General features: G+C 42.9%; 19 protein-coding genes. 12 read left to right on the forward strand and 7 right to left on the reverse strand.

Annotated features, from left to right (window positions below; translation table 11 throughout):
* Positions 1–84: 84 nt before the first annotated feature.
* Positions 85–2,067, forward strand: coding sequence for a DEAD/DEAH box helicase (locus U5J89_RS09950; RefSeq protein ID WP_322575474.1), 1,983 nt, complete (start codon positions 85–87; stop codon positions 2,065–2,067).
* Between the two features lie 740 nt (positions 2,068–2,807).
* On the opposite strand, the gene mnmD is transcribed toward U5J89_RS09950, so the two are convergent.
* On the reverse strand, positions 2,808–3,587 hold the full coding sequence (mnmD, locus tag U5J89_RS09955) for a tRNA (5-methylaminomethyl-2-thiouridine)(34)-methyltransferase MnmD (protein ID WP_322575475.1): 780 nt from the start codon (positions 3,585–3,587) through the stop codon (positions 2,808–2,810).
* A complete protein-coding gene (locus tag U5J89_RS09960; RefSeq protein WP_322575476.1) occupies positions 3,587–4,894 on the reverse strand; it encodes a DUF4097 family beta strand repeat-containing protein in 1,308 nt (435 codons plus the stop codon). Before U5J89_RS09960 ends, mnmD begins: the two co-directional genes overlap by 1 nt.
* A gap of 147 nt (positions 4,895–5,041) precedes the next feature.
* Here U5J89_RS09960 and U5J89_RS09965 point away from each other — a divergent pair, with 147 nt between their 5' ends.
* The 7 genes from U5J89_RS09965 (at position 5,042) to U5J89_RS09995 (ending at position 12,200) form a co-directional block, all read left to right on the forward strand.
* Entirely contained in the window at positions 5,042–6,238 is a 1,197-nt protein-coding gene (locus U5J89_RS09965) for an amidohydrolase (protein WP_322575477.1), read from the forward strand.
* A 444-nt stretch (positions 6,239–6,682) separates the two neighbouring features.
* Complete coding sequence (locus U5J89_RS09970; protein ID WP_322575478.1) at positions 6,683–7,780, forward strand: FAD-dependent oxidoreductase; 1,098 nt, start codon at positions 6,683–6,685, stop codon at positions 7,778–7,780.
* 192 nt (positions 7,781–7,972) lie between these two features.
* Positions 7,973–8,941 carry an isoaspartyl peptidase/L-asparaginase family protein gene (locus U5J89_RS09975; protein ID WP_416208513.1) on the forward strand — a complete coding sequence of 323 codons (969 nt, stop codon included), beginning with the start codon at positions 7,973–7,975 and terminating at the stop codon, positions 8,939–8,941.
* A gap of 159 nt (positions 8,942–9,100) precedes the next feature.
* Positions 9,101–9,316, forward strand: a complete 216-nt coding sequence (locus U5J89_RS09980; protein ID WP_322575480.1) for a hypothetical protein — start codon at positions 9,101–9,103, stop codon at positions 9,314–9,316.
* Positions 9,317–9,332: 16 nt separating this feature from the next.
* Positions 9,333–9,851, forward strand: coding sequence for a hypothetical protein (locus U5J89_RS09985; protein ID WP_322575481.1), 519 nt, complete (start codon positions 9,333–9,335; stop codon positions 9,849–9,851).
* Positions 9,848–11,524, forward strand: coding sequence for a b(o/a)3-type cytochrome-c oxidase subunit 1 (locus tag U5J89_RS09990; RefSeq protein WP_322575482.1), 1,677 nt, complete (start codon positions 9,848–9,850; stop codon positions 11,522–11,524). The genes U5J89_RS09985 and U5J89_RS09990 overlap by 4 nt, the downstream gene beginning before the upstream one ends.
* 115 nt (positions 11,525–11,639) lie before the next feature.
* Entirely contained in the window at positions 11,640–12,200 is a 561-nt protein-coding gene (locus U5J89_RS09995; protein WP_322575483.1) for a hypothetical protein, read from the forward strand.
* Here the strand turns inward: U5J89_RS09995 and U5J89_RS10000 are convergent.
* A complete protein-coding gene (locus U5J89_RS10000) occupies positions 12,191–14,557 on the reverse strand; it encodes a cation-translocating P-type ATPase (protein ID WP_322575484.1) in 2,367 nt (788 codons plus the stop codon). The two genes, U5J89_RS09995 and U5J89_RS10000, sit on opposite strands and share 10 nt — an antisense overlap.
* 15 nt (positions 14,558–14,572) lie before the next feature.
* The gene (locus tag U5J89_RS10005) at positions 14,573–15,211 is read right to left on the reverse strand and encodes a CoA pyrophosphatase (protein ID WP_322575485.1); all 639 of its coding nucleotides are present in this window, start codon (positions 15,209–15,211) and stop codon (positions 14,573–14,575) included.
* A 400-nt stretch (positions 15,212–15,611) separates the two neighbouring features.
* On the opposite strand from U5J89_RS10005, the gene U5J89_RS10010 reads away from it, so the two are divergent.
* The 3 genes from U5J89_RS10010 to rdgB all read left to right on the forward strand — a co-directional run bounded on the left by U5J89_RS10010 (position 15,612) and on the right by rdgB (position 18,628).
* A complete protein-coding gene (locus U5J89_RS10010) occupies positions 15,612–16,859 on the forward strand; it encodes a S8 family peptidase (RefSeq protein WP_322575486.1) in 1,248 nt (415 codons plus the stop codon).
* 149 nt (positions 16,860–17,008) lie between these two features.
* A complete protein-coding gene (locus tag U5J89_RS10015; protein WP_322575487.1) occupies positions 17,009–18,013 on the forward strand; it encodes an adenosine kinase in 1,005 nt (334 codons plus the stop codon).
* Entirely contained in the window at positions 18,014–18,628 is a 615-nt protein-coding gene (rdgB, locus tag U5J89_RS10020; protein WP_322575488.1) for an RdgB/HAM1 family non-canonical purine NTP pyrophosphatase, read from the forward strand.
* A gap of 6 nt (positions 18,629–18,634) precedes the next feature.
* Here the strand turns inward: rdgB and U5J89_RS10025 are convergent, their stop codons facing one another.
* Entirely contained in the window at positions 18,635–19,828 is a 1,194-nt protein-coding gene (locus U5J89_RS10025) for an anhydro-N-acetylmuramic acid kinase (protein WP_322575489.1), read from the reverse strand.
* A 188-nt stretch (positions 19,829–20,016) separates the two neighbouring features.
* Between U5J89_RS10025 and U5J89_RS10030 the strand changes: the two genes are divergently transcribed.
* Positions 20,017–21,561 (forward strand): sodium:solute symporter, encoded by a 1,545-nt coding sequence (locus tag U5J89_RS10030; protein WP_322575490.1) that lies wholly within the window; start codon positions 20,017–20,019, stop codon positions 21,559–21,561.
* 63 nt (positions 21,562–21,624) lie between these two features.
* Here the strand turns inward: U5J89_RS10030 and U5J89_RS10035 are convergent, their stop codons facing one another.
* Entirely contained in the window at positions 21,625–22,215 is a 591-nt protein-coding gene (locus U5J89_RS10035) for a transposase (RefSeq protein ID WP_322575491.1), read from the reverse strand.
* A 110-nt stretch (positions 22,216–22,325) separates the two neighbouring features.
* A complete protein-coding gene (metH, locus tag U5J89_RS10040; RefSeq protein WP_322575492.1) occupies positions 22,326–26,018 on the reverse strand; it encodes a methionine synthase in 3,693 nt (1,230 codons plus the stop codon).
* Positions 26,019–26,083 lie beyond the last annotated feature (65 nt).

Consider the following 26,083-nt stretch of genomic DNA (forward strand, 5'->3'; position numbering starts at 1 on the left):
GATGGTAAAAGTGAAAGGAGGAATTGTCTAACATTTGCCGTTTGCCATTTTATTATAATTGGTAAGATTTTAGATAGATAGTAGATGACTGATAAGAAAATAAAAAAGCTTATAGATCGTGCAATTGAGGCGGTATCGTCAGAGATTGAAACGGTACGCGAAAAACCGGCCCGTGATGTGCTCTTTGATGGACAGCGACGTGACGATCATCCCCCAAACAACTTCTATTACGAATTTGAGACGCGTAATACCTCTCTGCGTTTTGCAGAAGTGATCAAGGGGGAAATGGAAGATTATGATGATGAGCTGGAGCTGTATCCGGTATCGGTGGACGATGATAAAGTGGTGCTGGATTTTCCGCATAACTTTGGATCTACTCTGCCCAAAATACAGTTGGAATGGGAAAATGATTTTGTATTGCGTCGGCTGCACATGGAGCTGGAAAAATTGCTCGATGCTAATAATAAACAAGCCCGTAAAAGGATGGGGCGTTTGTTTTATCCCGATCCAAAAAAACACCACAGGGATGATGAAAGTACGCGAGTGCTGGATGATAGTCGTAGGAACGCATCGCAGCATGAATCACTAATAAAATCCCTGCAAAATAAGGTGCTTTACGTGTGGGGACCGCCGGGTACAGGCAAGACATCTACACTGGGATTTATGGTTGCCAACTATCTGATTAAGGGTAAGCGGGTGCTTTTTGCGGCCAATACTAATCGTGCTGTGGATGTGGGATTGTTAAGTGCATTACAGGCTTTAACGTCAGTAGAGAAGGAACATCTCGAAGAAAAGGTTACGCGGTATGGAGAGATAGCTTTGGATAGTGATCGCTTGGCAAATGTACTTTTTGATGAACATGTAGAGCAAAAGAAACAGGAGGGCAAAGAAAAGGCCGGAAACCTGGATAACCTGCTGGGTGAATATCAGAAGCTGCAAAAAGAGATTGACAACCTGATGGAGCACGGTGAATCAGTGCCCGAAGAGCTCGAAGAACGAATTAGTATGCTTGGCGAAAGAGTGGATGAACATGGCGGCGAAGCTGCTCTCGAAGAAAAGATTGATCGATTGGTAACAGTTAATGAGCGGGTTGAGTTAGAAAAAAAACAGCTGGTTTCTACAACCTTGGCAAAGGTCTGCACCTCGGATCTTTTTGACGGACAAACGTTTGATGCAGTAGTTATTGACGAGGCTTCGATGGCTAACTTGCCCTATTTAATGGTGCTTGCTGCCAAGGCGAAGTCGCATGTTGTAGCGGTGGGTGATCCTATGCAGCTGCCTCCTATTGCGTTGACGGACGATACCCATGCCCGAAAATTCCTGGAAGAAGACATTTTTACCTTTGCATCGGGAGCAGATACTACTGAAGATCTGTTTGCATGGCATGATGAGAATCGTCCGCTTACCACATTTTATGATACACAGTATCGATTGAATGAAGATCTTGCGGAGGTGCTGAGTACGGTTTTTTACGAGGGGCGTTTGAAAACGGCAGAAGCGGATCAGAATTTGGATCCGGCCATTACCCCGCAGGAGAGCAGTGCGCCTACGGTTAATGTGATTGACAGTCAAAAATATGGGCCGGTGCTTACCCAAAAGGATGAGGGTCGAGGATTTTGTCCGGTCAATGAGGTACACAGCCATATTTTAATTAAGATGGTGAGGCGACTGGTTTTAAAAAATCAGGTGCCGGTGGATGAGATTGGCATTATAGTGCCCTTCAGAAGTACGGTGTATGATATTCGAAATGAGCTGTATGAAAATGATTTCGGGATGATCGAAGTCGGGACCATACACACTTTTCAGGGACGTGAAAAGGATGTGATAATTTTTGATACGGTGATGAGCGGTGAGCAGCAATATGGTCGGCGCCGTCATTATTCTGTACGTCCGTTTGACGAGGATAAAAATGGATTGGCAGTACCACGATTATTAAATGTGGCTTTCTCGCGCAGTAAGGAGCGGCTGGTGTTGTTGGCTGATATGGATCACATCAACAAGGTATATGCCGATAAGTTTTTGGGACGATTGCTCCGGCGGTTCCAGAACCAAGAAAAAGGCCAATAGTTTTTGGTCACATGTTGGGTTTGCAGTCGGATGGATGAAAGAGCGTAAAAACCATCCGATGGTGAGCCCAGCCAGTGGATGGGTTATAAATTCTAAAACTCGTACCGTAGCTCTGCGACGGTAAGGTAAAGCACTGTTTTTATGCTTTGTTAAGTTTAGTTGAGCTTTTAATTTGGGCAAAATTGATGTTCATTTTTTGTGACCAAAACATTAGTAATGTCCCTTTTACCTTGATGTAAAAGGGACCAAAAGATCAAGACTTAGAATTTTGCAAACGTCATCGCTCGGCAGCTGGCGTGTTTTTTAATGGTCCTTTTGCTGTTGCTATATGTATAACAGGCGTCACCGGTACAAAAAACACATAGCCTGCTTTGATCGCCGCCGCGAAATTCGTAGGTCTAGGATTTAAACCGTAAAGCTGATATTAGAAAGATGGTCATCCGAGCGCTGGTTTTGCGATCGGATGAATGAGATAGAAAAAGTTAGTTTTGTAATGCGATAAATGAAATAGGTTCCCGATTGCAAAGCAAATGCTCGGCACTTATGGTAAAAAAATGTTCTATCGAAGAGCTATGGAATGAAAAATTTGATACAATCAAATTTCATTTAAAAATCTTGTGATGATGCTTCTGCGTCGTTACAAAAAATGGATAGGTCACAACGCAGAAAGTTTTGAGGAAAAAAATAAAAGATATTGAAAGCCCATCCGATGGCAAACGCAACCAGTGGATAGAAAAGTGTTAATTAAAATCGCCTTCCTGATAGCGTTGGGCGTAGTGTTCCTCATTAATTCGTTTAAGATGAGAGAGTGGTTCCTCACTTAGGGAGGCGACAATCATTTCTCGTTTGCCCAGTGCGCCTTGTGTTTTAGCCACTTTCCATCCGGCCCACGCCATTGCACCCTGGGCTTTTGAGGCGGCGCAATAGGTCGTGAGTATTACATCGTCATTACTGAAACTAGCCAGCGTTTTAAAGGTGTCTCCGGTCCAAAGTTTGGAATTCACATCCGGGGAAAATGCATCGTGGAATATGTAATCAGCTTGCAAATTGTTCGGATTAAAATTACCGAACATCCCATTGAATAGATAAAGGGAAATATTAGAGGTGATGGAAAACTCATTCATCCCCTCGGATAAATCATCAAAAATAGTAGGCAGGTGATCGGCCACACTTGGATGTCTAAGATGCTGTTCATAGTTAAGGTTTCGAGCAGTTTCTTCACTGATAGGGAAACCTTCAATAGAATAGTAATTAATTTGGGCCTCAGGATTGAGTTTTTGGCAGTAATCCATCAACAAAAGAAGGTTGAGGCCGGTACCGAAACCAACTTCCAAAATGGTGATAGGATTGGAATTGCTAATATCATCCAGCAATGGAGACTGCTCAAAAAAAACGTGCTTACTTTCCGCTACGGCTCCGTTGGGGTTGTGATAATGTTGGTCAAATTGAGAAGAATAAATCGTATGAGAGCCGTCGCGGGTGGCTACGACTTTTGATTGTTGTTCCCGGGATTCAGTCATTAATCATTAGTGCTGATATTAACATTTCCATATCCGCAGTTGATAACGATGGGCAGTCCGCCACCGTTTAAAGTACCAGTGATACTGCCTTTATTTTTTGTGCCATTAAAATTGAATGCGTCATCTAAATTTATCGACGTGCTGGATACATCCAGATCAGCAGTGATATCTTTTGGCAATGACAGCGAAACATTACCTGCAGAAGTAGAGAAGCGCAGCTGATCTTGAGCGGATTTAAGTGAAGAAGAAATATTGCCGCCGGAAGTTTTTGCAGAGATGCTGCCTTCTCCGTTCTGTATATCAATATGACCACCGCCTGTTTTAACTTCAAGATTGCCACCGGTGTCCTGCATTTTTATATGTCCACCGCCGGTGCTCATCGTTATATCGCCAAAAATTCGATTGGCTGTAATATGACCACCACCTGTTTTTGCATTAGTTGTTCCCTCAATATCTGAAAGGGTGATATGTCCGCCCGAAGTTTTTAATTCTTGGGAATTCTTTAATTGACTTGCGGTAATATGTCCGCCGGATGTTTTAGCTAAAAGTGCAATATGCTGGGGAACGGACAAGGTTGCTTCCAGATTTATTTGTTCGGAAATAGAGCTCCCATCGGCAGAGTTCACTTCAAATTTAGCATCAGCATTGTTAATACTTTTTTGAATGTTTAACTGTTGCGCAATAACTGCAGGATCATCAATATCACCGGTTGCGCGAAGGGTTATTTCACTGCTTGATGAACCATTGCCGATAACGTTTAGGTTGCCAAAGTCGACTGAAAAATCCAGCGATTTTAAATCAGTGGCAGAAAACGAATCCTGATAGACAAAAACGCCGGAACTCACTTCGGTCCATTTCGATTCATCTAAATCGTACTTTCGGTTGATATACAGTTTTTGGTCCTGAAGCTTGACGTTAAAATCATTTTGGTTAATTTTTTGAAGCTCCTGCTCAAGTTGTTGCAGTTCAACTTGTAAGCTTTCCTCATGGATCTCTTTCTGGGCGTGCTGCTGTATAAATTTGTCGAGGTTTTTGATTTCGAATTCAAGTTGTTTGAGGTTTTCCAGATTGTTGATGTTGCGAAGCTTTTCAAGGTTTTTAAGCGATTCCAGATTTTGAAGATCGATCACAATAGAGCTCGGCATCGAAGAGGGAGTTGGGGCCGATCGGACACTCCTTTCTGAATGTGATACAGAAGCTTTTGATGATTGATTAGAAGAAGAAATATTAGAGAGCAGATAAATAGCAATGCCGATAAAGGTGATACCTGTTAATACAATTTCCCAGGAAATATTACGCTTAATCATGGTTTTCTGGTTAAGTCATTGGATAGTGCATTGTTTAACTTAAACTCTATACGAACACTTCATTAATAATGTTGCAGAATTATCTTCATACACTTTCAATAAAATTTCTATTTTCAGGAACAATCCATTCCAATTAAAACAGGACGTATGGAAGTAAATAAATTTAAGGAGAAGGCAAAAGCATATCATAGCAAAATGGTGGATATTCGTCGCCACCTGCATCGCCATCCGGAGCTGAGTTATCAAGAGCATGAAACCACTAAATTTATTATTAACCAGCTTGATGAGCTCGATATTCAGGTAGATCGACCGCTCGAGACCGGATGTGTTGGGATTATTGAAGGAGGAAAAAAATCAAAAAAAGTTGTTGCTTTGCGTGCCGATATTGATGCGCTGCCTATTAATGAGGAAGGCAATCATAAAAAAGAATTTATTTCTGTAAATACAGGCGTCGCTCACTGCTGCGGACATGATGCCCATACCGCGAATTTGCTGGGCGCTGCGCATATTCTTGCGGATTTGAAAGATGAAATAGAGGGAACGGTATTGCTGATATTTCAGCCGGGCGAAGAAAAGCTTCCGGGCGGCGGACGGATGCTTTGTGAGACAGGTTATTTGCAAGAAAAAGGGGTAGATGTCATATATGGATTGCATTCTTACCCTGAGCTAGAACCCGGGCAAATTGCCATAAAGGAGGGACCCCTGATGGCGCGTCCCGATGAATTTAAGATTGAGGTAATTGGTCAGGGCGGGCATGCGGCTGCCCCGCACCAAGCCGTAGATCCCATTGTGATGGCGAGTCAGATTGTGAATCAAATTCAGACAATCGTCAGCCGAAATGTAAATCCTACCGAGCCGGCTGTGGTTACGGTGGGCAAAATAAGTGGTGGTTCGGCCCATAATATTATCCCCGAAAAAGTAGAGATGTTGGGCACGGTTCGAACGTTCTCGCAGCAGACGGCTGATAGTATTAAGGATAGGATTGAAGCCATTGTAAAGGGCACAACCGAATCGGCAGGCGGAAGTTATACTTTTGATTTTGACTATGGATATCCAGCCGTGATCAACACCGATTGGTCGACTAAAAACTTGGTTGATACTGCTGAAAAATTACTTGGAAAAGAAAATATCTCTGTTTTAGATGATCCTATTATGGCGGGCGAAGATTTTGCCTTTTACCAGCAAGAATTCCCCGGTACGTTTTTCTTTTTAGGATGCGGAAGCAATGAAGCGGATTCGAAGTACGGATGGCATCATCCCCGGTATAATATTGATGAGGAATGTCTTAAAACCGGGGCCGCACTAATGGCATCGCTTGTTTTTGAGCCTATTCCAAACTCTTGATATTTATTCGTATTAATACTGGGTTTATAAGTAGGAGAAGTAGAACATTGTTAGATAACAAGGAAGACTTAATGATTTTGTTTTTAAGTTATTGAAGGGAATTAAACCAAATAGTGGAAATTTCTGTTCGACCAGGTGTTGCCGGTGTTTGTAATCAGCGTTAATAAATGATGCCAGCACCGAGGAGTAAAATTTCCATAGATTTTTTACTAGCCTTTTGGATCATGCCAAAAGGCGCAAAAATTAGAACTAATGTTATAGTTTGAGTGGACTTACTTTTTTGAATGAGCAAAAAAGTAACAAAAAGCTCACCGGGGGAATCGTAGATTTTGTTCTGGTTAAAAAATTTACATTACTTATTGCTCTGATACATTAGTTGATACTATTTAAATTTTTCCCGCGATTCGCCCCGGACCCCATGAATTTTATCTTAAATCATATTTTATGAGCTATTCATCTTCTTTTTGGGAACAAGATTCCTTTTTAAAGGCTTATGATTTAGTCATTATCGGTGCCGGCATTGTGGGATTGTCCTCCGCTCTGTTTTACAAGCAGAAGCATCCCGAAGCGCGTATAGCAGTGCTGGAGCGTGGATTTTTACCACAGGGCGCCAGTACGCGCAATGCCGGATTTGCCTGCGTGGGATCGATTGGAGAGCATTTGGCAGATATGGAAAAAGAGTCCGAGGAAAATATAAAAAAGCGAATAAAACGTCGTTATGACGGATTGCAGCTGTTGAAAAAAACGCTCGGTGAAGAGGCTATTGGCTATAAACACTGCGGGGGATATGAGTTTTTTCGAACTGAAGAGGAATTTAAAAAAGTAGCCGGAGAGATCGACCGCTTTAACGGTTGGATGGAGGAATTAGTTGATGAGAAGGGGGTGTATTCTGCCGATGAACTTGAGGGATATCCCGTAATTCGAAATCGATTGGAGGGTGCATTGCATCCCGGAAAAATGATGCAGGCTTTAGCACAAAAAGTGAGTGCTATGGGAGTGGAAATCAAATGGAATAGTAGGGTTGAAAAGGTGGCAGAGAATGGCGCTATTGCTATTGCTGGCGGACCTGAAATACAAGCTAATAAGGTATTGTTTGCCGCCAATGGGTTTGTGCGTCGCTTGCTCCCTGATGTGAATATTAAGCCGGCGCGCGGATTGGTAATAGTATCCAATAAACAGGAGAATCTTCCGTGGAAGGGAATCTTCCATCATGATAAAGGATATATTTATTTCCGAAATGTGGGTAGCCGACTACTGATTGGTGGGGCACGAAACCTGGATATGGAGGGAGAAGAGACCGATGAATTTGGTGTTAATGCAGTTATTGAGGATCATCTTGAAATATTCGTAACAGAAGTCCTGAAACTTCCTAAAGATTGGAAAGTTGATTATCAGTGGTCGGGCATTATGGGATTTTCGCCTACCAAAACGCCCATTGTGCAGCAACTTGATGAACGACGATACGTAGCTGCAGGTCTCAGTGGAATGGGAATTGCTATTGGGATGGAAGTGGGTAAATCTGCTTCGGCCATGATCAGTTAAGGCGAATAGGCCAACTACTACTCACCTTGAGGTTTCATCTTGGCATCCACAATGGCGATAAGCATATTTATCGGTACGGCCATAGGGCGGTCTGTATCAGAATCAACGACTTCGGAATAATGAAATGTAATTTGTGCTCATTTTTTGTACCCTTTTGAACACACTCTTTTTTAGTCATTGCACAGAATACCAATGATAAGTCGCAAAAAGTTTTTGAAGATCGGTGTCCTTAGTGGACTTTTACCTCTAAGTAAATGGTCGGGAGGGAGTAGTATTAGTCATCCTAAAGGACGTAAACCGGTTGTGCTATCAACATGGAATTTTGGGAAACAGGCCAATAAGGCGGCGTGGAATGTTTTAGCTAGTAATGGTTCGGCGCTGGATGCCGTCGAGGCCGGAGCCCGTGTGCCGGAAGGGAATCCCGATATTCGGACGGTAGGGTATGGCGGACGTCCCGATCGCGATGGATTTGTAACGCTCGATGCCTGCATTATGGATCATAATGACCAATGTGGATCGGTGGCAGCTTTGCAGCATATTAAGCATCCTATATCGGTGGCGCGTAAAGTAAAAGAGGAGTCTCCGCATGTAATGCTGGTGGGAGAGGGAGCTCTCGACTTTGCGGTTTCGCAGGGATTTGAAAAGGAAAATCTGTTGACCGAAGAGTCGCGCAAAGACTGGGAAGAGTGGAAAAAAGACGCTGAATATGAGCCCGAAATAAATATAGAGAATCATGACACCATTGGTATGATTGCGCTCGACAGTGCAGGAAACGTCTCGGGGGCGTGTACGACCAGCGGTACAGCGTGGAAAATGCATGGACGCGTGGGCGACTCTCCTCTTATAGGTTCCGGATTATTTGTCGATAACGAAGTCGGTGCTGCGGCTGCAACGGGCTTGGGAGAAGAAATTATTCGCGTGAGTGGAAGTCATCTGGTGGTAGAGAATATGCGTCGCGGCGATTCGCCTGAGATGGCTTGCAAGCGTGCTGTTGAGCGTATCGTTAGTAAAAATGATTCAGTGGAGGGGATCCAGGTTGGATTTATTGCCGTTAATAAAGAAGGTGCCTATGGAGGATATAGCATGCAGGAAGGATTCAGCTTTGCGGTTCGCAATTCTGAAGAAGATCGGTTGATAAAAGCACAATCCTGGAATAGATAAAATGTTAATTCATCGCTAAAATCAAGCTTTGCATTAGTGGTGTTGTGAGCCTAAAAAAAATCAATATAAATTTGAAATTTAGTTTGAACTTATGGCAATTTAATACTTAATTGTCTCAAAACATCTCGGCATGTTGAATCCATAATTAAGTTTAGTATTATGTCCGAAGATTTAAGCCAATCAAAAAATAACCCTGATTCTGCAAAGAGTTGGGAAGAGCGAGATCCTGATATCGAACGTGAAATCACGATCGATGAATTTCAGCCTTACGGTACATTAACTCTCACATTAATCTACTTTGCTATTGTAGTATTGATGTGGATTTTTATGTATTTCGTTGAGTTCGCAGGTAATGCTCCTTCCATTATAGAATAGTTAACAAACTAAAAATATGCATATACACAAGTTCGAGCAGTTCTGGATAAGATTATCCTTTGTACTGATTGCCTTCTTTATCGCTACCGTAGTGTATGGTTTTGTAGCGATGGATTTAAAGGTGATTGGAGATCATGCAACCATTGATCCACAAAACCTGGAAGAAACTCCGTTTGGTAATCCCGGTGTGCGCGAAGTTACTCGTAACGGTCAGACTGAGTATGAAGTTTATGTACAGACCATTCAGTTTGCCTTTAATCCGGGTACTGCACAGCCCATTGAAGTACCGGTAGATACCAGGGTAACGTTTTATATAACAAGCCCTGATGTCTTGCATGGTTTTGATGTAGCGGGAACCAATTTAAATACGATGTCTATTCCGGGACAGGTAGCAAAGTTTACGACTATCTTTCCCGAAGTACGAGAGTATGGTATCGTCTGTAATGAATATTGCGGACCGGCCCACCATGTGATGGAGGGTAAAATTAAGGTAGTACCTAAATCTGAGTTTGATAAAAGTAATCTGGTAGAATGACATTTTTACACAAATATCCGAAAGCTGCAAAAGTTGCCAAGGCGAATTTCATTGTTGCTTTTATAGCGCTTGCTATTGGGGGTTTCTTTGGATTTGTACAAGCCCTACACCGTACCGATGTATTTCGCGGATTTTTTAATTCCGGGGAATACTATACCCTGTTAACGGGTCACGGCGTATTGCTGGCGCTTATTTTCACTACATTTTTCATTGCTGGCTTGTTTGTATGGGGAGTGACGAGAAGTCTTGACCGGGAGCCGGAAAATATGACTTTTACTTGGTCATGGTTTTGGCTGATGACCATTGGATTGGTAATGGCGACCGTGGCTATTTTGGGTGGTCTTGTTCCGGATAGTTCGATCCGGGCTGCTGTGCTCTATACTTTTTATCCGCCTCTGCAAGCCCATCCGATGTTTTACATTGGATTGGCACTTGTGGTGGTAGGTTCTTGGATGGCTGGAGCAGACTGGTTTTGGTCTTACCGTAAGTGGCGGGCAGAAAATCCCAATGAACGGATTCCGATTCTCACTTTTATGGCCCTCTTTACCATGCTGATGTGGTATGTATGTACCATTGGCTTAGCGCTTGAGGTTGTGGGTTTATTAATTCCCTGGTCGCTTGGCTTGGTTACCGAAATTGAGCCTTTATTGCCGAGAACGCTTTTTTGGTTCTTTGGTCATGCTGTGGTGTATTTTTGGTTGCTGCCGGCTTATTATGTGTGGTATGCGATTCTTCCCAAGCTTTCAGGCGGTCGCTTGTTTAGTGACTCAATGACCCGGATTGTATTTATAATCTTCTTACTGCTTTCTACTCCGGTGGGATACCATCATCAATATGCTGATGCAGGAATTTCTGTTGGATTTAAATTCTATGCGATGGCAACAACGCTCCTGCTTCTATTGCCAAGTTTAATTACCTTGTTTACGGTTGTAGCCAGTATGGAGCATGGGGCACGTCAGCGTGGAGGAAAAGGATATCTAAAATGGATTGGTAAACTCCCTTGGGATAGTCCTGCTTTTGTAGGATGTGCTTTTGCCGGTATTATGTTTGCTGCCGGTGGTTTTAGTGGGATGATTAATGCCTCGATGAACATTAACCTGTTAATTCACAATACTTTATGGGTACCTGGGCACTTCCACTTGACTGTGGGTACAGCGGTAGCCCTCACCTTTATGGCCATAACATACTGGTTGCTTCCACAGCTTACCGGTAGAAAACTCAAGCATAAAACGCTGGCACTTATTCAGCCCTATACTTGGTTCTTGGGAATGACGTTGATGTCAAATGCAATGCACCGTGCCGGTCTTGCGGGTGTACCTCGTAGAACTGCTGAGCCCCAATACTCAGGTTTCGATTTTGAGCCTATTTTCGGGACCATGGCTGAAATGAATTGGCAGATTGCTATCGGTGGAACGATACTTACTATTTCCCTGATACTCTTTTTATGGGTTGTGGTTGCTTCATGGCTTGCTGGTGAAAAATCTGATAAACCTGTTGATGATCATATCCCCGAGCCGCTATCTGGAGTAGAACATACGCCGGCTATTCTGGACAACATGAAGCTTTGGTTCACCTTGGCGCTGATACTAGTGGTTCTGGCCTATGCTTTCCCACTTTGGGAGATGGTAGCTGATGGGATCTTTGAGCCAGGCGCACTGCCAAGACCATCTTGATAAACTTAAATTTGTTAGATGTAATAAAGTCCTTGTCTGTTATTATTTTGAACGGACAAGGGCTTTTTGTTTTTAAGGAGGTATTATTAATGATTAAAGGGTTCAACTAAAGGTTATGGCTGAAGAAAAATCCAATAATTCTACCAAGCGATTGGTGAAAATTTTAGTGATTGTAGGAATTGGTATTCCTGTATTAGTGGAATTAATGACTCTTTTTAACCTGATTAATGTTCAGATTTTTGAAGATGAAAAGGATGCCAGTAGTCAAGGTTTTGATGTAGAAGAGGTGCGTGGTTTTGGTGAAGGTGATACCCTTTTTGTTGGCCAGAAAAAAGCGATTCTTATCAATCAGCTTCGTGTCAAAGTAAGTGCTCAGGAGTGGCGGTTTGCTTTGGGTATGACTTCAGTTGACAGCATAAGTCAGGATAAACTTCAAATTGGTGTGGACAGCCTAAAATTACAGAGTGGCCAAGTATTATTGGGCAATGAAAGTAGTAGTTGGGAAGTAAAGCAATCTATACCGGCTCACGTATATGGTGAATGGATATTACCCAATGGTGATATTCCCACAAAGCTGTTTATAAGTTCGTATCAACAAGTAGCAGAAGATTCTACTCATCAGGTAAGTCAAGAAGTGCCTTTGGATAAGATACCGGTTCGTTATAATCAAGAATAAAACTCTTTATCCATAAGATCCATATCCCGTGAAGAATTTCCTACAACCAGCAGACTGCTGGTCGCCATGGCAACGGCAGCAAAAAGTGGATTTATGGCACCCGCAATAGCCAGAGGGATGGTAATGATATTATATAAAAACGCCCATCCCAGGTTTTGCCGGATTCGATTCTTGGTTAATTTAATGGCATTAAATACAGCCGGAATTACAGTTAATTCTTCACGTGGAATAACAACATGAGCCGAATCAGCGGCAATGGCCGTTAAATTACCAAAAGCTATCCCAAGATCGGCTTGCGCAAGTGCCGGAGCGTCGTTGCTTCCATCACCAATCATTGCAATTCGGCCAAGTTTTTGCAGCTCTTCAATGATATTTGATTTGGAGTCGGGGCGTGTTTCCGTAAATAAAAAATCAGGTTTCAGCTTATCGCGTATTGCATCTCCGGCTTGTTTGCTGTCCCCCGTAATAATCGCCACTTTTTTTCCGGCTGCTTGCAGTTTTTTGACGATGTTTGCTGCCTCCGGCCGAATTTGATCACCGACAACGAGTATGCTTTCTACCTGTCCATTCCATCCTACTGCAACGGGTACATTTCCCTCATTTCTACTTGAGTTAATTTTGTGCCATTGGGATTCAGTAATTTGTAGTTGGTTGCTAATCCATTCAGGCTGACCGACAAAAATATGCCTTCCATCTATGTGTCCTGAAATTCCTCTTGAATAAGAAGTAAAATCATCTACGCCATTTTTATTTGTTGCATATGCAGCAATAGGTTCTGCAATGGGATGAGAAGCATATTGTTCTAACTGGGATGCATAACCTATAGCTTGTTCACTTTCTCCATCATCAAGAAGTTGCATGCTACCTGTTGTTAAGGTACCGGTTTTATCAAATGCAACAGTGGTAGCGTCCATTTGTTCTTCAAACACCGCTGCTGTTTTAAAAATAATCTCGTGCTCCAATCCGCTTCGAATGCCCGAAGCAATGGCAAGGGGAGTGGCTAATCCCAATGCACAGGGGCAGGAGACAATGAGTACAGCCAGTGATGAAAGCATTGATTCTGTAGTGGTGGCACCGCTTATCATGTGGTAGCCAAAGGTGATGATTCCAAGAAGGATAACAGCAGGAACAAACCAAGCAGCTATACGATCAGCAAGCCGCTGTTGCCCGGGTCGGGCCGACTGAATATTCCACATCATACGCATCAGGTTGTCGATGGTACTTTCAACCGTATCGCCAATTTCGATAGTTAGGGCATTTTGTGTAAGAATAGTACCACTGAGAACAGTATCTCCCACCGTTTTCGAAACGGGTATCGATTCTCCAGTCATCAGGGCTTCATTAACTACACCCCGACCATCAATTACAGTGCCATCTATGGGGATGCGTTCACCGGCTTTAATCAAGATACGATCACCGGGATTAAGATTTTCAACAGCTACCTCTTTGGCCTCACCATTTTGGAGTACTCGTGCTTGTTGGATACGTTTTTCAGTAAGTTTTGCCAGCAGATCTTGTTTTCCCGCTCTGATCTTTTTCTCGTAATAATTTCCAATTGATACGACCAAAATAATGGCCATAGTAACGTCAAAATAGACTTCGGCGGAGCCAGTAAGCAATGCGCCCACACTATATAAATAAGCACTGACGGCTGCTATGGTAATAAGGAGATCCATGTTTGGTTTAAGCACAGAGAGCGAAACCCATGCCCCGCGTAAAATGGGAAAGCCGGTATATCCCAAGACAAAGGTGGTCATCACAAAAATGTTTGAAATGAAAAACAGTTTTTCGAACTCCGTGAGTGGAACGATTCCACCTCCGCCCAAATAGGTAGGATACAGAAAGAGTACGTATAGCATCAGTCCAATGATTCCAAAAAATCCTCCGATAATAATACGGGCGATTTCATTTAGCTGTTCATCTTTTTCTGATGAATCTACCGGTTTAACTTTATAGCCCAGCTTGCTCAACTTATCAGGTAAGCTTTCGGGTTTTAATGATTTTGGATCATAGTAAACCTTTATCATTTCAGAAGCATAACTGGCCTCGCTTTTATAGATACCCTCTTGTCGATCTGCCAATGTTTCCACAAACGATTCGCAGGTTGAGCAGTGCATGCCATTGACTTTAAAAAAAGCCTCTTCGTAATCTTTGGGAAGCGAATCTTGCTCCTGCTCATTGCGTCTTTTTTGGATGGTTTGCCGGCGAAGTTGCTCGGCTTGTTTACCATCCATATTTTGTAGCAGTTTATAAACATGCAGGCATCCCGAGCAGCAAAAAGCGCCATCTACTTCGGAATCTGTAACGGGCGGGTCTGGGGTTTCAAGTTCGCAGAGGGTACAGTGTTGAGCCTTCATTATTGAGCAAAAGAATTAACTGTTTTTATTCAAAAATTCTCTATAGAGATCGAGGAATTCATTTAGCATCATAGCGGTGGCACCCCAGAGAGGGACTTGATGGATATCCCAATAAGGAACCCGGTAGGTATACGAGTGGAGGTCCCAGTTTTCAATGGTAATATTTTTCTTATGCAGAAGTGAATGCAATTCTATTGCAAAAACTTCTTCTACTTCTGCGGGATTTATATTGAACTCAGGCCTTGTATTTGTGAAGCCAAGAACGGGGATAACGAGATTATTGGAGTGACTCACATATAGTTCGCTGAGCTCTCCAATAACTGTTATTGTATCCGGTGACACCCCAATTTCTTCTTTGGCTTCGCGGAGCGCCGTCTGGTGCAGAGATTCGTTTTTTTCGGCACGTCCACCCGGAAAGCTAATCTGTCCACCGTGATCAATATCATGGCTTCGCAGCGTTAGAACCAATTCCATTTTCTCATCTTCGTTAGGGAAAAGTAAAATCAAAACACTGCTTGCATTGGCCTCCGCCGAAGGTTCCATCTCCTGGATTTCTCCTCCATCAACCGGTTCCGGGGCCATCTTAACCTGGGCCTTTCTGCCGGGTAACCCTTGGGACAAGCGGTCTTCTAAAAACTGGATAAGCGGGTGCATTATAGCACAAAAATATTAAAAATTAGTAGCAGTCTTATGAAACAAAATTGATCTATGTGCTTCCTGTTAAGGAAACCTAAAGGTGTAAAATAAACAAGTGATTGTTTTTAATTTTATTTGCAATAATGGCAGGGGTCATATAACTGAGTGTGTGCAACTGCAAGTGGTTTAGAAGACTGATAGAACATTGTGAAGGGGTATTTATTACTTAACATTAAAATATTTTAATATTTATTTCTTGATAAATTTGTAACGAATGGGGTAGTTGGAAATCTTAAAATTCATAACAGGATTATTTTGATCGCTTAATTTCTTTAGGGTAATTGATCAAAAAAGATAAATCCTGTTTCATATTCACTAAAATGGTGAATGTAACTTTAATAAAAATCAGGGATAAATTATGCAAAATGCATTCTTTAGAGCAACCTTGATTGTAGCATTAGTTGTCTTTGGAATCACTGCATGTGATAAACCAACCACTAATGTCGATCAGGAAGATCAACAAGAAGAACTGAAATCAGAAACCACACAGCCTATCGAGGGTCAATATATTGTGGTCTTCAAGGATGAAGATACACAAGGTAAAGCCATCGGTGATGATCTCTCTAAGTTGAAAGAGGTCCGAAATAAGATGTATACGAATTACAATATCGAAGAGAATTCGGTATTGAGCGAGTATAACGTCGCGTTAAAAGGATTTGCTGCAAATCTGACTGACGGACAATTGGCTGATCTTAAAAATGATGAACGGATTGATTATATCGAAGAGGATCAGATGTTTACCTTGGCACCTCCGGGGGCATGTTCTCCATGGCCGGGTTGTCGAGATGATGATGAAGAAGATGATGATGGCGGTGATGATGGAAGTAATCAAGTAACTCCATGGGGTATCGACCGTGTTGGTGGAGCAACAGCCAGTAGTGGCACCGCTTGGGTGATCGATACCGGTATTGATTTGGATCATCCTGATTTGAATGTGGATACTCAAAATAGTGCCGTTTTTGTATCAAGAGGTCCAGGATCAGGTACTGCCGATGATGGTAATGGTCACGGAACGCACGTAGCCGGCACTATAGGTGCAATTGATAATGATCGTGATGTCGTCGGTGTAGCAGCAGGGGCTAATCTCGTTGCTGTTAAGGTGCTTGATGATCGCGGTAGCGGTTCCTACTCTAATGTCATTGACGGTATCGACTACGTTGCTCAAAATGCATCTGCCGGTGATGTTGCTAATTTGAGTCTCGGTGGCGGTACTTCTGATGCTGTGGATGATGCGGTACGTAATGCGGCTGACCAGGGGATTTATTTTGCGATTGCTGCTGGCAATGATAGCGATGATGCCAATAATTATTCGCCTGCTCGCGTAGAATACAATAACGTGTGGACGGTATCTGCGACTGATGACACTGATACCTTTGCCTCATTTTCTAACTGGTCAGGACCAACCGATCCGCCTGTAGAGTTTGCGGGTCCTGGTGTTGATATTTTATCGACTTGGCTTGACGGTGGTACAAATACCATTAGTGGAACCTCTATGGCAAGTCCTCATGTTGCGGGAGTGTTATTGGTAACAGGTGGCAGTCCAACAAGTAACGGATCTGCATCAAACGATCCTGATGGAGATCCTGATCCCATCGTATCGCAATAAGATTTATTTAGCATTCATTTCTGGGCATCTGTCTAAAAAGGCAGGTGCCTTTTTTATTTGCAGATGAACTTTATTAGCCTCCGCAGAGTTCGTATTTTTTGCACAATATTTGATAGGTATAATTTTAGTTTGAATAATCAGAATCTTTTATGAAAAAGAAGTATAACGTTTACGGTATTGGCAATGCGCTCGTGGATATGGAATTCGAAATTGATGAAGAGTTTCTTCAAAAGCACGATGTCAAAAAGGGAGTCATGACATTAGTGGATGAAGAAACTCAGTCCCAGCTCATTAGTGATATCAATCGCGAAGAGACTGCAGAAAAGCCGGGTGGATCGGCAGCTAATACCGTTTTTGCAGTAAGCCAATTCGGTGGCAAGGCATTTTATTCCTGTAAGGTGGCTAATGATCCATTTGGGGATTTGTACTTGGAGGATATGAAAGAGGCTGGCATAGACACTAACTTCGATCGTCAGGAACGAGAAGATGGTATTACCGGTAAATGTCTGGTGATGGTTACCGACGATGCTGAGCGAACGATGAATACTTACTTGGGAATCACGCAAAACCTCTCTACGAATGAAGTTGATGAATTAGCGATTCGCGATTCGCAATACGTATATATCGAAGGGTATCTGGTAACTTCAGATAATAGTTTTGAAGCAATGAAAGAGACGAAGCGAATTGCCCAGCAAAATAATGTCAAAACGGCACTCACTCTTTCTGATCCTGCAATAGTTGAGGGATTTAAGAATAGATTTGAAGATATTATTGGTGCCTCGGTTGATCTGTTATTCTGTAACGAAGAAGAAGCTAAAATATATACTGGAAAAAATAATCTTAAAAAAGCACGTGAAGAGCTTAAAAAGGAAGCTAAGCGCTTTGTAATTACACAGGGAGCAAATGGGGCTATGATTTACGACGGTGATACCTTTATCGATATTGAGCCCTATAATGTAAAAGCCGTGGATACCAATGGCGCGGGAGATATGTATGCCGGGGCCTTTTTGTATGGCATCACAAATGGAATGGGTTTCGCCGGGGCCGGAAAGCTGGCCAGTCTTGCTGGATCAAAAGTCGTATCCCAGTTTGGTCCGAGATTAAAATGGCACCAAATGCAGGAAATATTGAATGAGGCAAAAGGCGCTGAATAAATGAAGGAGATAGTCAAGGAAATGGATACGATTGTTTTAGCTTCGCGCAATAAACATAAGATCAAAGAGCTTCGCGAAACGTTGTCACCTTTGGGTATTGAACTGAAATCAACCTATGACTTTCCCGATTTAGAAGAAGTTATTGAGGATGCCGATACGCTGGAGGGGAATGCCCTGAAAAAAGCCCGATATGTTTATAATCAAACGGGTCTGCCTGCATTATCTGATGATACAGGACTTGAAGTGGATGCTTTGAATGGTCGACCGGGGGTATTCTCGGCGCGCTATGCCGGAGAAAATGCCACCGATCAGGATAATGTAGATAAGCTGTTAGAAGAACTGTCGGGGATACCTATGGAGCGGCGGGGAGCCCAGTTTCGAACGGTCGCTGCCTTTGTAACTGATGATGACAGTTATACTTTTGAGGGGATTTGTCGCGGGATGATCATTTCTGAAGAACGTGGTTCAGGTGGATTTGGATATGACCCGGTATTTCTTCCCGTCGCTTATAAAAAAACATTTGCTGAGTTGGATCCAGGGATAAAAAATAAAATCAGCCATCGTGGAAAAGCGATACAGAAATTTTATGAATGGCTTGAAAATGAAAAGCAGTAATAGCAGCTAATCCGGGAATGAGATCTTACCAAAATTAACTTTCTCATTACTGTCAGTATTCATCAAAAACCCTTCTCCGGCAAGCATTTCGTTAGCTAATATTGCAAAAATGACTGCCTCCTTGGCATCGGGATTAAAACCGATTTTTGCGAAAGAGCTAACAGCAAAGTCAGGTAATAAATCTCGAAGCCATTGCATAAGCACGGGATTATGAAATCCACCCCCGCTTACATAAAGTGAGGTATTTATAACATCATCTGAAATATTTTTGATTGTTTTAGCAATGGTTTCTGCGGTTAGCCGGGTTAGCGTAGCAACTAAATCATTTGAAGAGAGATTTTGGATGCCCGATTCAGATAGTCGAATGTCAACCAAATCGAGATTAAACTTTTCAGGTCCGGTGGTTTTGGGGAGGGGTTTTTGGAAATAGGGATCCAATTTTAGTGCCTCAAGAGCGGCCGCATGGACGGAACCCCGCTTGGCGATACGACCGTCTTTATCGAAATCCTGATCAAAATATTTTTTTGCAGCCTTATCAATGAGGGTATTGCCGGGCCCGGTATCTGTGGTAATTGCTTTTTTATCTGATGTACGAGGTGGCAGATAGGTAATGTTGGCAATACCTCCGATATTCAAGAGAATACGCTCTTTATGGTCATGGGTAAAAAGCATTTGATCAACAAAACCAGCCATGGGAGCTCCTTCGCCTCCGGCAGCCGTGTGTTTTTGACGAAAGTCACTGACGGTGATAATACCTGTCTTATGAGAAATATGGTCCGCATCCCCAATCTGAAATGTAGCATTGGGCATGTTGGGCTGATGGTGCTGCCTTTTTGGAGCATGATAAATTGTTTGACCGTGACTGGCAATACAGTCAATTTCGGAATGATCGACTCCCCATTTGTCCAACGCCTTGAGTATTAGTTCTCCGTGATAATTGCCCAGAAAAGAGTGTAGAACAGTAATTTCTTGAAGTGAAGCCCTGGGAACGGAGGTGATTGTCTTAAGACGATTTTTAAAGTTGTGATCATAAGAAATAGTCTCGAAGTTTTCTAGCTCAATCTCTGTTGTTTTGCCACTTCCCTTAATTTGACATAATGCAATATCAAGTCCGTCCAGTGAAGTTCCCGACATTAAACCGATGAGGGTTCTGCTTGGTTTTTGGGCAATCTTATAAAGTGTTTTTATAGCTGAATTCATGGATTATAGATATAAATTTTTGATGACTGGCGAACTTTTTAATCAAAGATATCTGATGATATATAGCAATCAATAGGCAAAATAAAGACTTGGAACTATAGAAAAGCACTTCTGTAATCCTAAAAATAAATCACTATAATGTCGACTTTAAAATGAAACCGGTTAATACTTAATAAGAGAACGCCAAGGTGGAATTTTCCGTAATAGATTATATTGTTATTGCAGTATACCTCGTTGGGGTAGCTGGATTAGGGATCTACGCTGCGGGTCGTCAGTCGTCTACGTCCGATTATTTTATGGGAGGAGAGGGGCTTCCTTGGTGGGCGGTTATGTTTTCCGTAGTGGCAACCGAGACGAGCACGCTTACTTTTATTAGTATTCCCGCAGTAGCCTACGGAGGAAATCTTACATTTCTTCAAATAACGCTCGGTTATATAGTGGGACGCATTTTGGTTAGTAAACTTTTACTACCTGCCTATTTTAAGGGTAAGCAGACTACGGCTTACCAGTTTTTGGAGCAGCGGTTCGGCCCCTCCATGCGCAATGCAACCAGCACTACCTTTATGATTACCCGTCTGCTGGCCGATGGCGTACGCCTTTTTGCTACAGCTATTCCCCTTGCGATTATTCTTCGGCTTGGGGGTGCTTTTACCGGATGGACTGATTTTGAAGTGTATCTGTTAGCTATTGCGGCAATATCCATCATTACACTTATTTATACGCTTATTGGGGGAATCAAGGCCGTTGTTTGGATGGATGTAATGCAGATGGGCGTGTATATAGGTGGTGCGGTTCTGGCTATAGGAATTATCATTGTTGATTTGCCGAATGGTCTGAGCGGTGCAATGTCGATTGCTGCTGATGCGGGGAAGTTGCAAATTCTTGATTTTGGATTCGGACAGCCGTTCTCGGATTTTATTGCCCAGCCCTATACCTTTTTCACAGCGTTGATTGGCGGCGCGATATTTTCAATAGCTTCTCACGGAACTGATCAGCTTATTGTTCAACGACTTCTTACCACACGAAACGTGGATAACAGTCAGCGCGCATTGGTTTGGAGTGGGGTGGTAGTAGCTCTGCAGTTCGGATTGTTTTTATTCATTGGCCTGTTGCTTTATGCTTTTTATGATGCACAGTCTGCCCAGCAATTAGGATTGGCAACCACCGATGAAATTTTTGCGAAATTTATTGTTGAGCAACTACCGGTTGGCCTGTCCGGATTAATTATTGCTTCTCTGTTTGCAGCAGCAATGAGTAGTCTTAGTTCGTCGCTAAACTCGTTAGCTTCCTCAACAACGCTGGATTTGTATAAACCCTATTTTGGAAAGAACAATACCCAAGCTGAAGATCTAAAAATGTCGCGTGTCATCACAGTGATATGGGCCGTTATCTTAACAGGTTCTGCTTTCTTCTTTGCCTTTTTACAGCTGCAGGGAGGAGAGCGTCCTGCAGTGGTAGAGCTTGGACTCGGAATTGCATCGTACACCTATGGAGGATTGCTCGGAGCATTTTTACTCGGACGATTTTTTACAGCGCCCGACAGAACAGATGCGATGATTGGCTTTTTTGTGGGGCTTATTTCACTGTTGTTTATGGTTGAAGGCCCTATTCACAATATGCTCCCCGGCGAACCGCTCTCGATAGCTTGGCCGCTTTATACGGTAGTGGGCAGTGCTATTGTGATACTGGTTGGTAATATCTCGAATTGGGTGCGGAATAAATTTGATGATTAATTAATTCGAGGAAGCCTTACGAAACCTTGGAAGTTTCGTAAGGCTATTATAGTCTATCCCACTTTACTCGACAAGCAAGTGATTAATCTTATTGTAATTTTTTATTGATTTATGGGCTTTTACAAATTTATTTATGCTCCCGAATACCTCTAATACATTTTTACGCTCAACTTTTGTGGAAGCGTTACTTACTATGGAATTATATGAAGAGTAAGTCCAATCCTTATAATCATTTGCGAAATTATGATGTATAGGATTGTGATGGATGTAATGTATAAGGGTGAGCAAATAGTTTTGAGAATTTATTTTGACTCTTTTAAAGCTCTTTTGAAATAAACTCCCCGTTCGATCATAAACTTTATTGAAAGAAAGCGTATAGCTGGAAAGAAGTCTTTTAAATTGGCCTTCAAGAAATTTATTTATTTCCTGACCATCTTTGAAATGGGTATTATCTTTGACCTTAATTAAGAAATGAAAATGATTAGGCATCAAGCAGTAGGCCCATATTTCAACATAATCTATAACGTATTTATCCCACTTTCCTAAGAAAAAGTTATAATTTTTATCTTCTTTGAAAAGATTATCTGAGCCAATTGCCCGATTATAAACATGATAGAAACAATTCGGCTCAAAATAGCAATGGTAGTCTCTCATGATGAATAAGATTAGGTTTATAACCTTCTGAAGGTTACTAATCCTGAAATAAAAAGAAAAGTGCTAAAAAGCCTTACGAAACTTCCAAAGTTTCGTAAGGCTTTAATTTCCTACTCCGGGTCGTAATTCAGATTGGGACCCAGCCAGCGCTCAACTTCTTTAACGCTCATATCTTTGCGTTCGGCGTAGTCCTCGATCTGATCTTTTTCAAAATCGCCCACGTTGAAGTAATCCGATTCAGGATGAGCAAAATATAATCCGCTGACTGAGGCCGCCGGATGCATAGCAAAGGATTCTGTTAAGGTGATGCCTGTAGTATCTTCTACATCCAGCAGATCAAATAAAATACGCTTTTCAGTATGATCGGGTTGGGCCGGATAGCCCGGTGCGGGACGAATGCCATCATATTGCTCGCGGATCAGTGACTCATTACTATAGCTTTCATTCGGCGCATAGCCCCATATTTTTTTACGCACTTTTTCGTGCAATAGCTCGGTAAAAGCTTCTGCCAGCCGGTCAGCCAATGCTTTTGTGAGGATAGCATTATAATCATCGTGATTATCTTCGAATTGTTTGACCAGCTCGGGAGCACCAATGCCGCAGGTTACGGCAAAGCCACCCATGTAATCTTTGATACCTGATGATTTTGGAGCTACAAAATCAGATAGCGCCTTGTTAGGCTGACCCTTTCTCTTCTTAGCCTGTTGACGCAACATGTGGAATGTGGTAAGTACTTCTTCGCGATTATCATTGGTATACAACTCTACATCATCGCCTACCGAGTTAGCCGGATACAATCCCAAAACCGCACGGGCTTTCAACAGTTTTTGGTCGATGATTTTATCGAGGAGCTCATTTGCATCGTCATATAACTTTTGAGCTTCTTCACCATATTTTTCATCCTCAAGTATGTCAGGGAATTTACCCTTCATCTGCCAGGCAATAAAAAATGGACCCCAGTCAATGTAATTCCGGATTTCTTCCAGCGGATAATTATCAAATTCTTGGGTGCCCAGCTGGTTCGGTTTTACGATTTCGGACGATTCCCAATCAATGTCAGTAGCATTTTCTCGGGCTTCTTCAATCGGCAGATAGGTCTTGCGGCTGGAACGCCCCTCGTGACGTTCACGCAGCTTTACGTAGTCATTTTTTATTTTCTTGACGAATTCATCATGCAGCGTTTTGGATACCAGATTACCCGTTACCGAAACGGATCGGGATGCATCCAGCACATGTACGACGGGTTGATCATAATTTGGCTCAATTTTTACGGCCGTATGCGTGCGGGAGGTCGTGGCGCCTCCAATCATCAATGGCTGCTTAAAATTTTCGCGCTTCAATTCCTTGGCTACATGCACCATTTCATCCAATGAAGGCGTAATGAGACCGCTCAATCCAATAATATCAACATTGTTTTTACGAGCCTCCTCCAGGATTTTATCCGCCGGAACCATTACGCCAAGGTCGATCACATCAAAGTTGTTACAGCGGAGGACTACCGAAACGATATTTTTGCCGATGTCGTGGACATCGCCTTTTACCGTAGCTAACAAGACCTTTGCCTTAGGTTTGCTGTTTTGATTTTTCTCTTTTTCTTTCTCGATGTAGGGGATGAGATGGGCCACACCTTTCTTCATCACTCGGGCACTTTTTACCACCTGCGGGAGAAACATCTTGCCCGATCCAAAAAGGTCTCCAACCACATCCATGCCGGACATCATCGGACCTTCAATGACTTCTATAGGCTGATCGTATTTTTGTCGGGCTTCCTCCACATCATCTACAATATGATCAACAATGCCCTTAACAAGTGCGTGTTCAATCCGTTTTTCGACGGATTTGGTACGCCATTCCTGCGTTTTCTCCTTTGTTTCGGTCTTATCATCCTTAATCTCCTCAGCATAGTCCACCAGTCGTTCGGTAGCATCATCATGGCGATTTAAGATGACATCCTCTACAAGTTCGCGCAGTTTGTCGGGAATCTCTTCATAGATTTCAAGCTGTCCGGCATTGACGATAGCCATATCAAGTCCCGCCTTGATGGCGTGATACAGAAATACCGAGTGCATGGCCTCACGGACTTTATTATTGCCGCGGAAAGAGAACGAAATATTGCTGAGTCCGCCACTTACTTTTGCCAGCGGAAGGTTTTCTTTGATCCATTTAGTAGCTCTGATAAAATCTACGCCGTAATTGTTATGCTCTTCGATGCCGGTAGCTACCGTCAGGATATTGGGGTCCAAAATAATATCCTGCGGAGCAAAACCAACCTCCTCAGTGAGGATATTATAGGCTCGTTCGGCAATTTCGATGCGCCGCTCATAACTATCGGCCTGCCCTTTTTCATCGAAGCCCATGACTACAACGGCAGCTCCAAAGTTGAGAATTTCTCGTGCGTGCTCTTTGAACTCTTCTTCCCCTTCTTTAAGTGAAATAGAGTTTACCACACACTTTCCCTGGGCGGCTTTCAGGCCCGCTTTAAGCACCGACCATTTTGAGGAGTCGATCATGATAGGAACGCGCGAAATATCGGGCTCTGCGGCAATGAGTTGAAGAAAGTCGACCATTACTTCTTCGGATTCGAGCATGCCCTCATCCATGTTGATGTCGATGATCTGGGCACCATTTTCTACTTGCTGGCGTGCAACTGAAAGGGCTTCTTCGTACTCTTCATTTTTGATGAGCCGCTTGAATTTCCGCGATCCCATTACATTGGTGCGTTCGCCGATATTCACAAAGTTAGTCTCAGGACGAACAACCAACGGTTCTAATCCACTGAGTCGCAAGTAGGGTTTTTGCTCAGGAATTTGTCGCGGGTTACATTCTTTGGCTGCTTCAGCAATAGCTTCGATATGTTCGGGTGTTGTTCCGCAGCAACCGCCTACAAGGTTTACAAAATTTGATTCGGCATAATCACGAAGCTGATCGGCCATAAACTCGGGCGTCTCGTTGTAATCACCCATTTCATCGGGCAGTCCCGCATTGGGATAGAGACTCGTATGACAATCCGCAATATTAGCCAGCTCCTCGATATAGGGACGCATCTGTTTAGACCCCAGCGAACAGTTCAGTCCAACACTCAATAAATTCTTGGTATGGGATACCGAAATCCAGAATGCCTCGGTTGTTTGTCCCGAAAGGGTTCGCCCGCTTTGATCCACAATGGTTCCCGAAATCATAACCGGAATTTCATTGCCCGTTTCCTCCACATATTTGTGGATGGCATAGATAGCGGCTTTGGCGTTGAGCGTATCAAAAATCGTTTCCACAAGCAGTATGTCAGCTCCGCCTTCAACTAAACCGCGAATCTGTTCGCTGTAGGATTCTTTGAGCTGATCAAAAGTGATAGCGCGGTAGCCGGGGTCTTCAACATCCGGCGACAGCGAAAGCGTTTTATTGGTGGGACCAATGGCACCTGCTACAAAGCGAGGTTTATCAGGATTTTTATCTGTAAACTCGTTGGCCACTTCTCGGGCATTTTTGGCGGCTTCCACATTGAGCTCATAGGCCAGGTCTTCCATGTGATAGTCGGCCTGCGAAATGGAAGTACTGTTAAACGTGTTAGTTTCAATGATATCGGATCCGGCGGAAAGGAATTGCCGGTGAATATCTTTGATGATATCGGGCTGGGTGATGCTCAGTAGGTCGTTATTGCCTTTGAGATCTCCCTTGTCGTAGTTTTTAAAGCGTTCGCCGCGGTAATCTTCTTCGGTGAGTTTGTGATTCTGAATCATGGTGCCCATGGCGCCATCCAGAATCATGATGCGATCTTTTAGCAGATCGGTTATTTGATCAAATTTCATGTAAAAACGTCCAGGTAATTGATTATTAGGTACTTGTGGTTGCACAAAAACTTTTCAACTAAGCT

This window comes from Fodinibius sp., from assembly GCF_034521915.1.
Classification (GTDB): Bacteria; Bacteroidota; Rhodothermia; order Balneolales; family Balneolaceae; genus Fodinibius.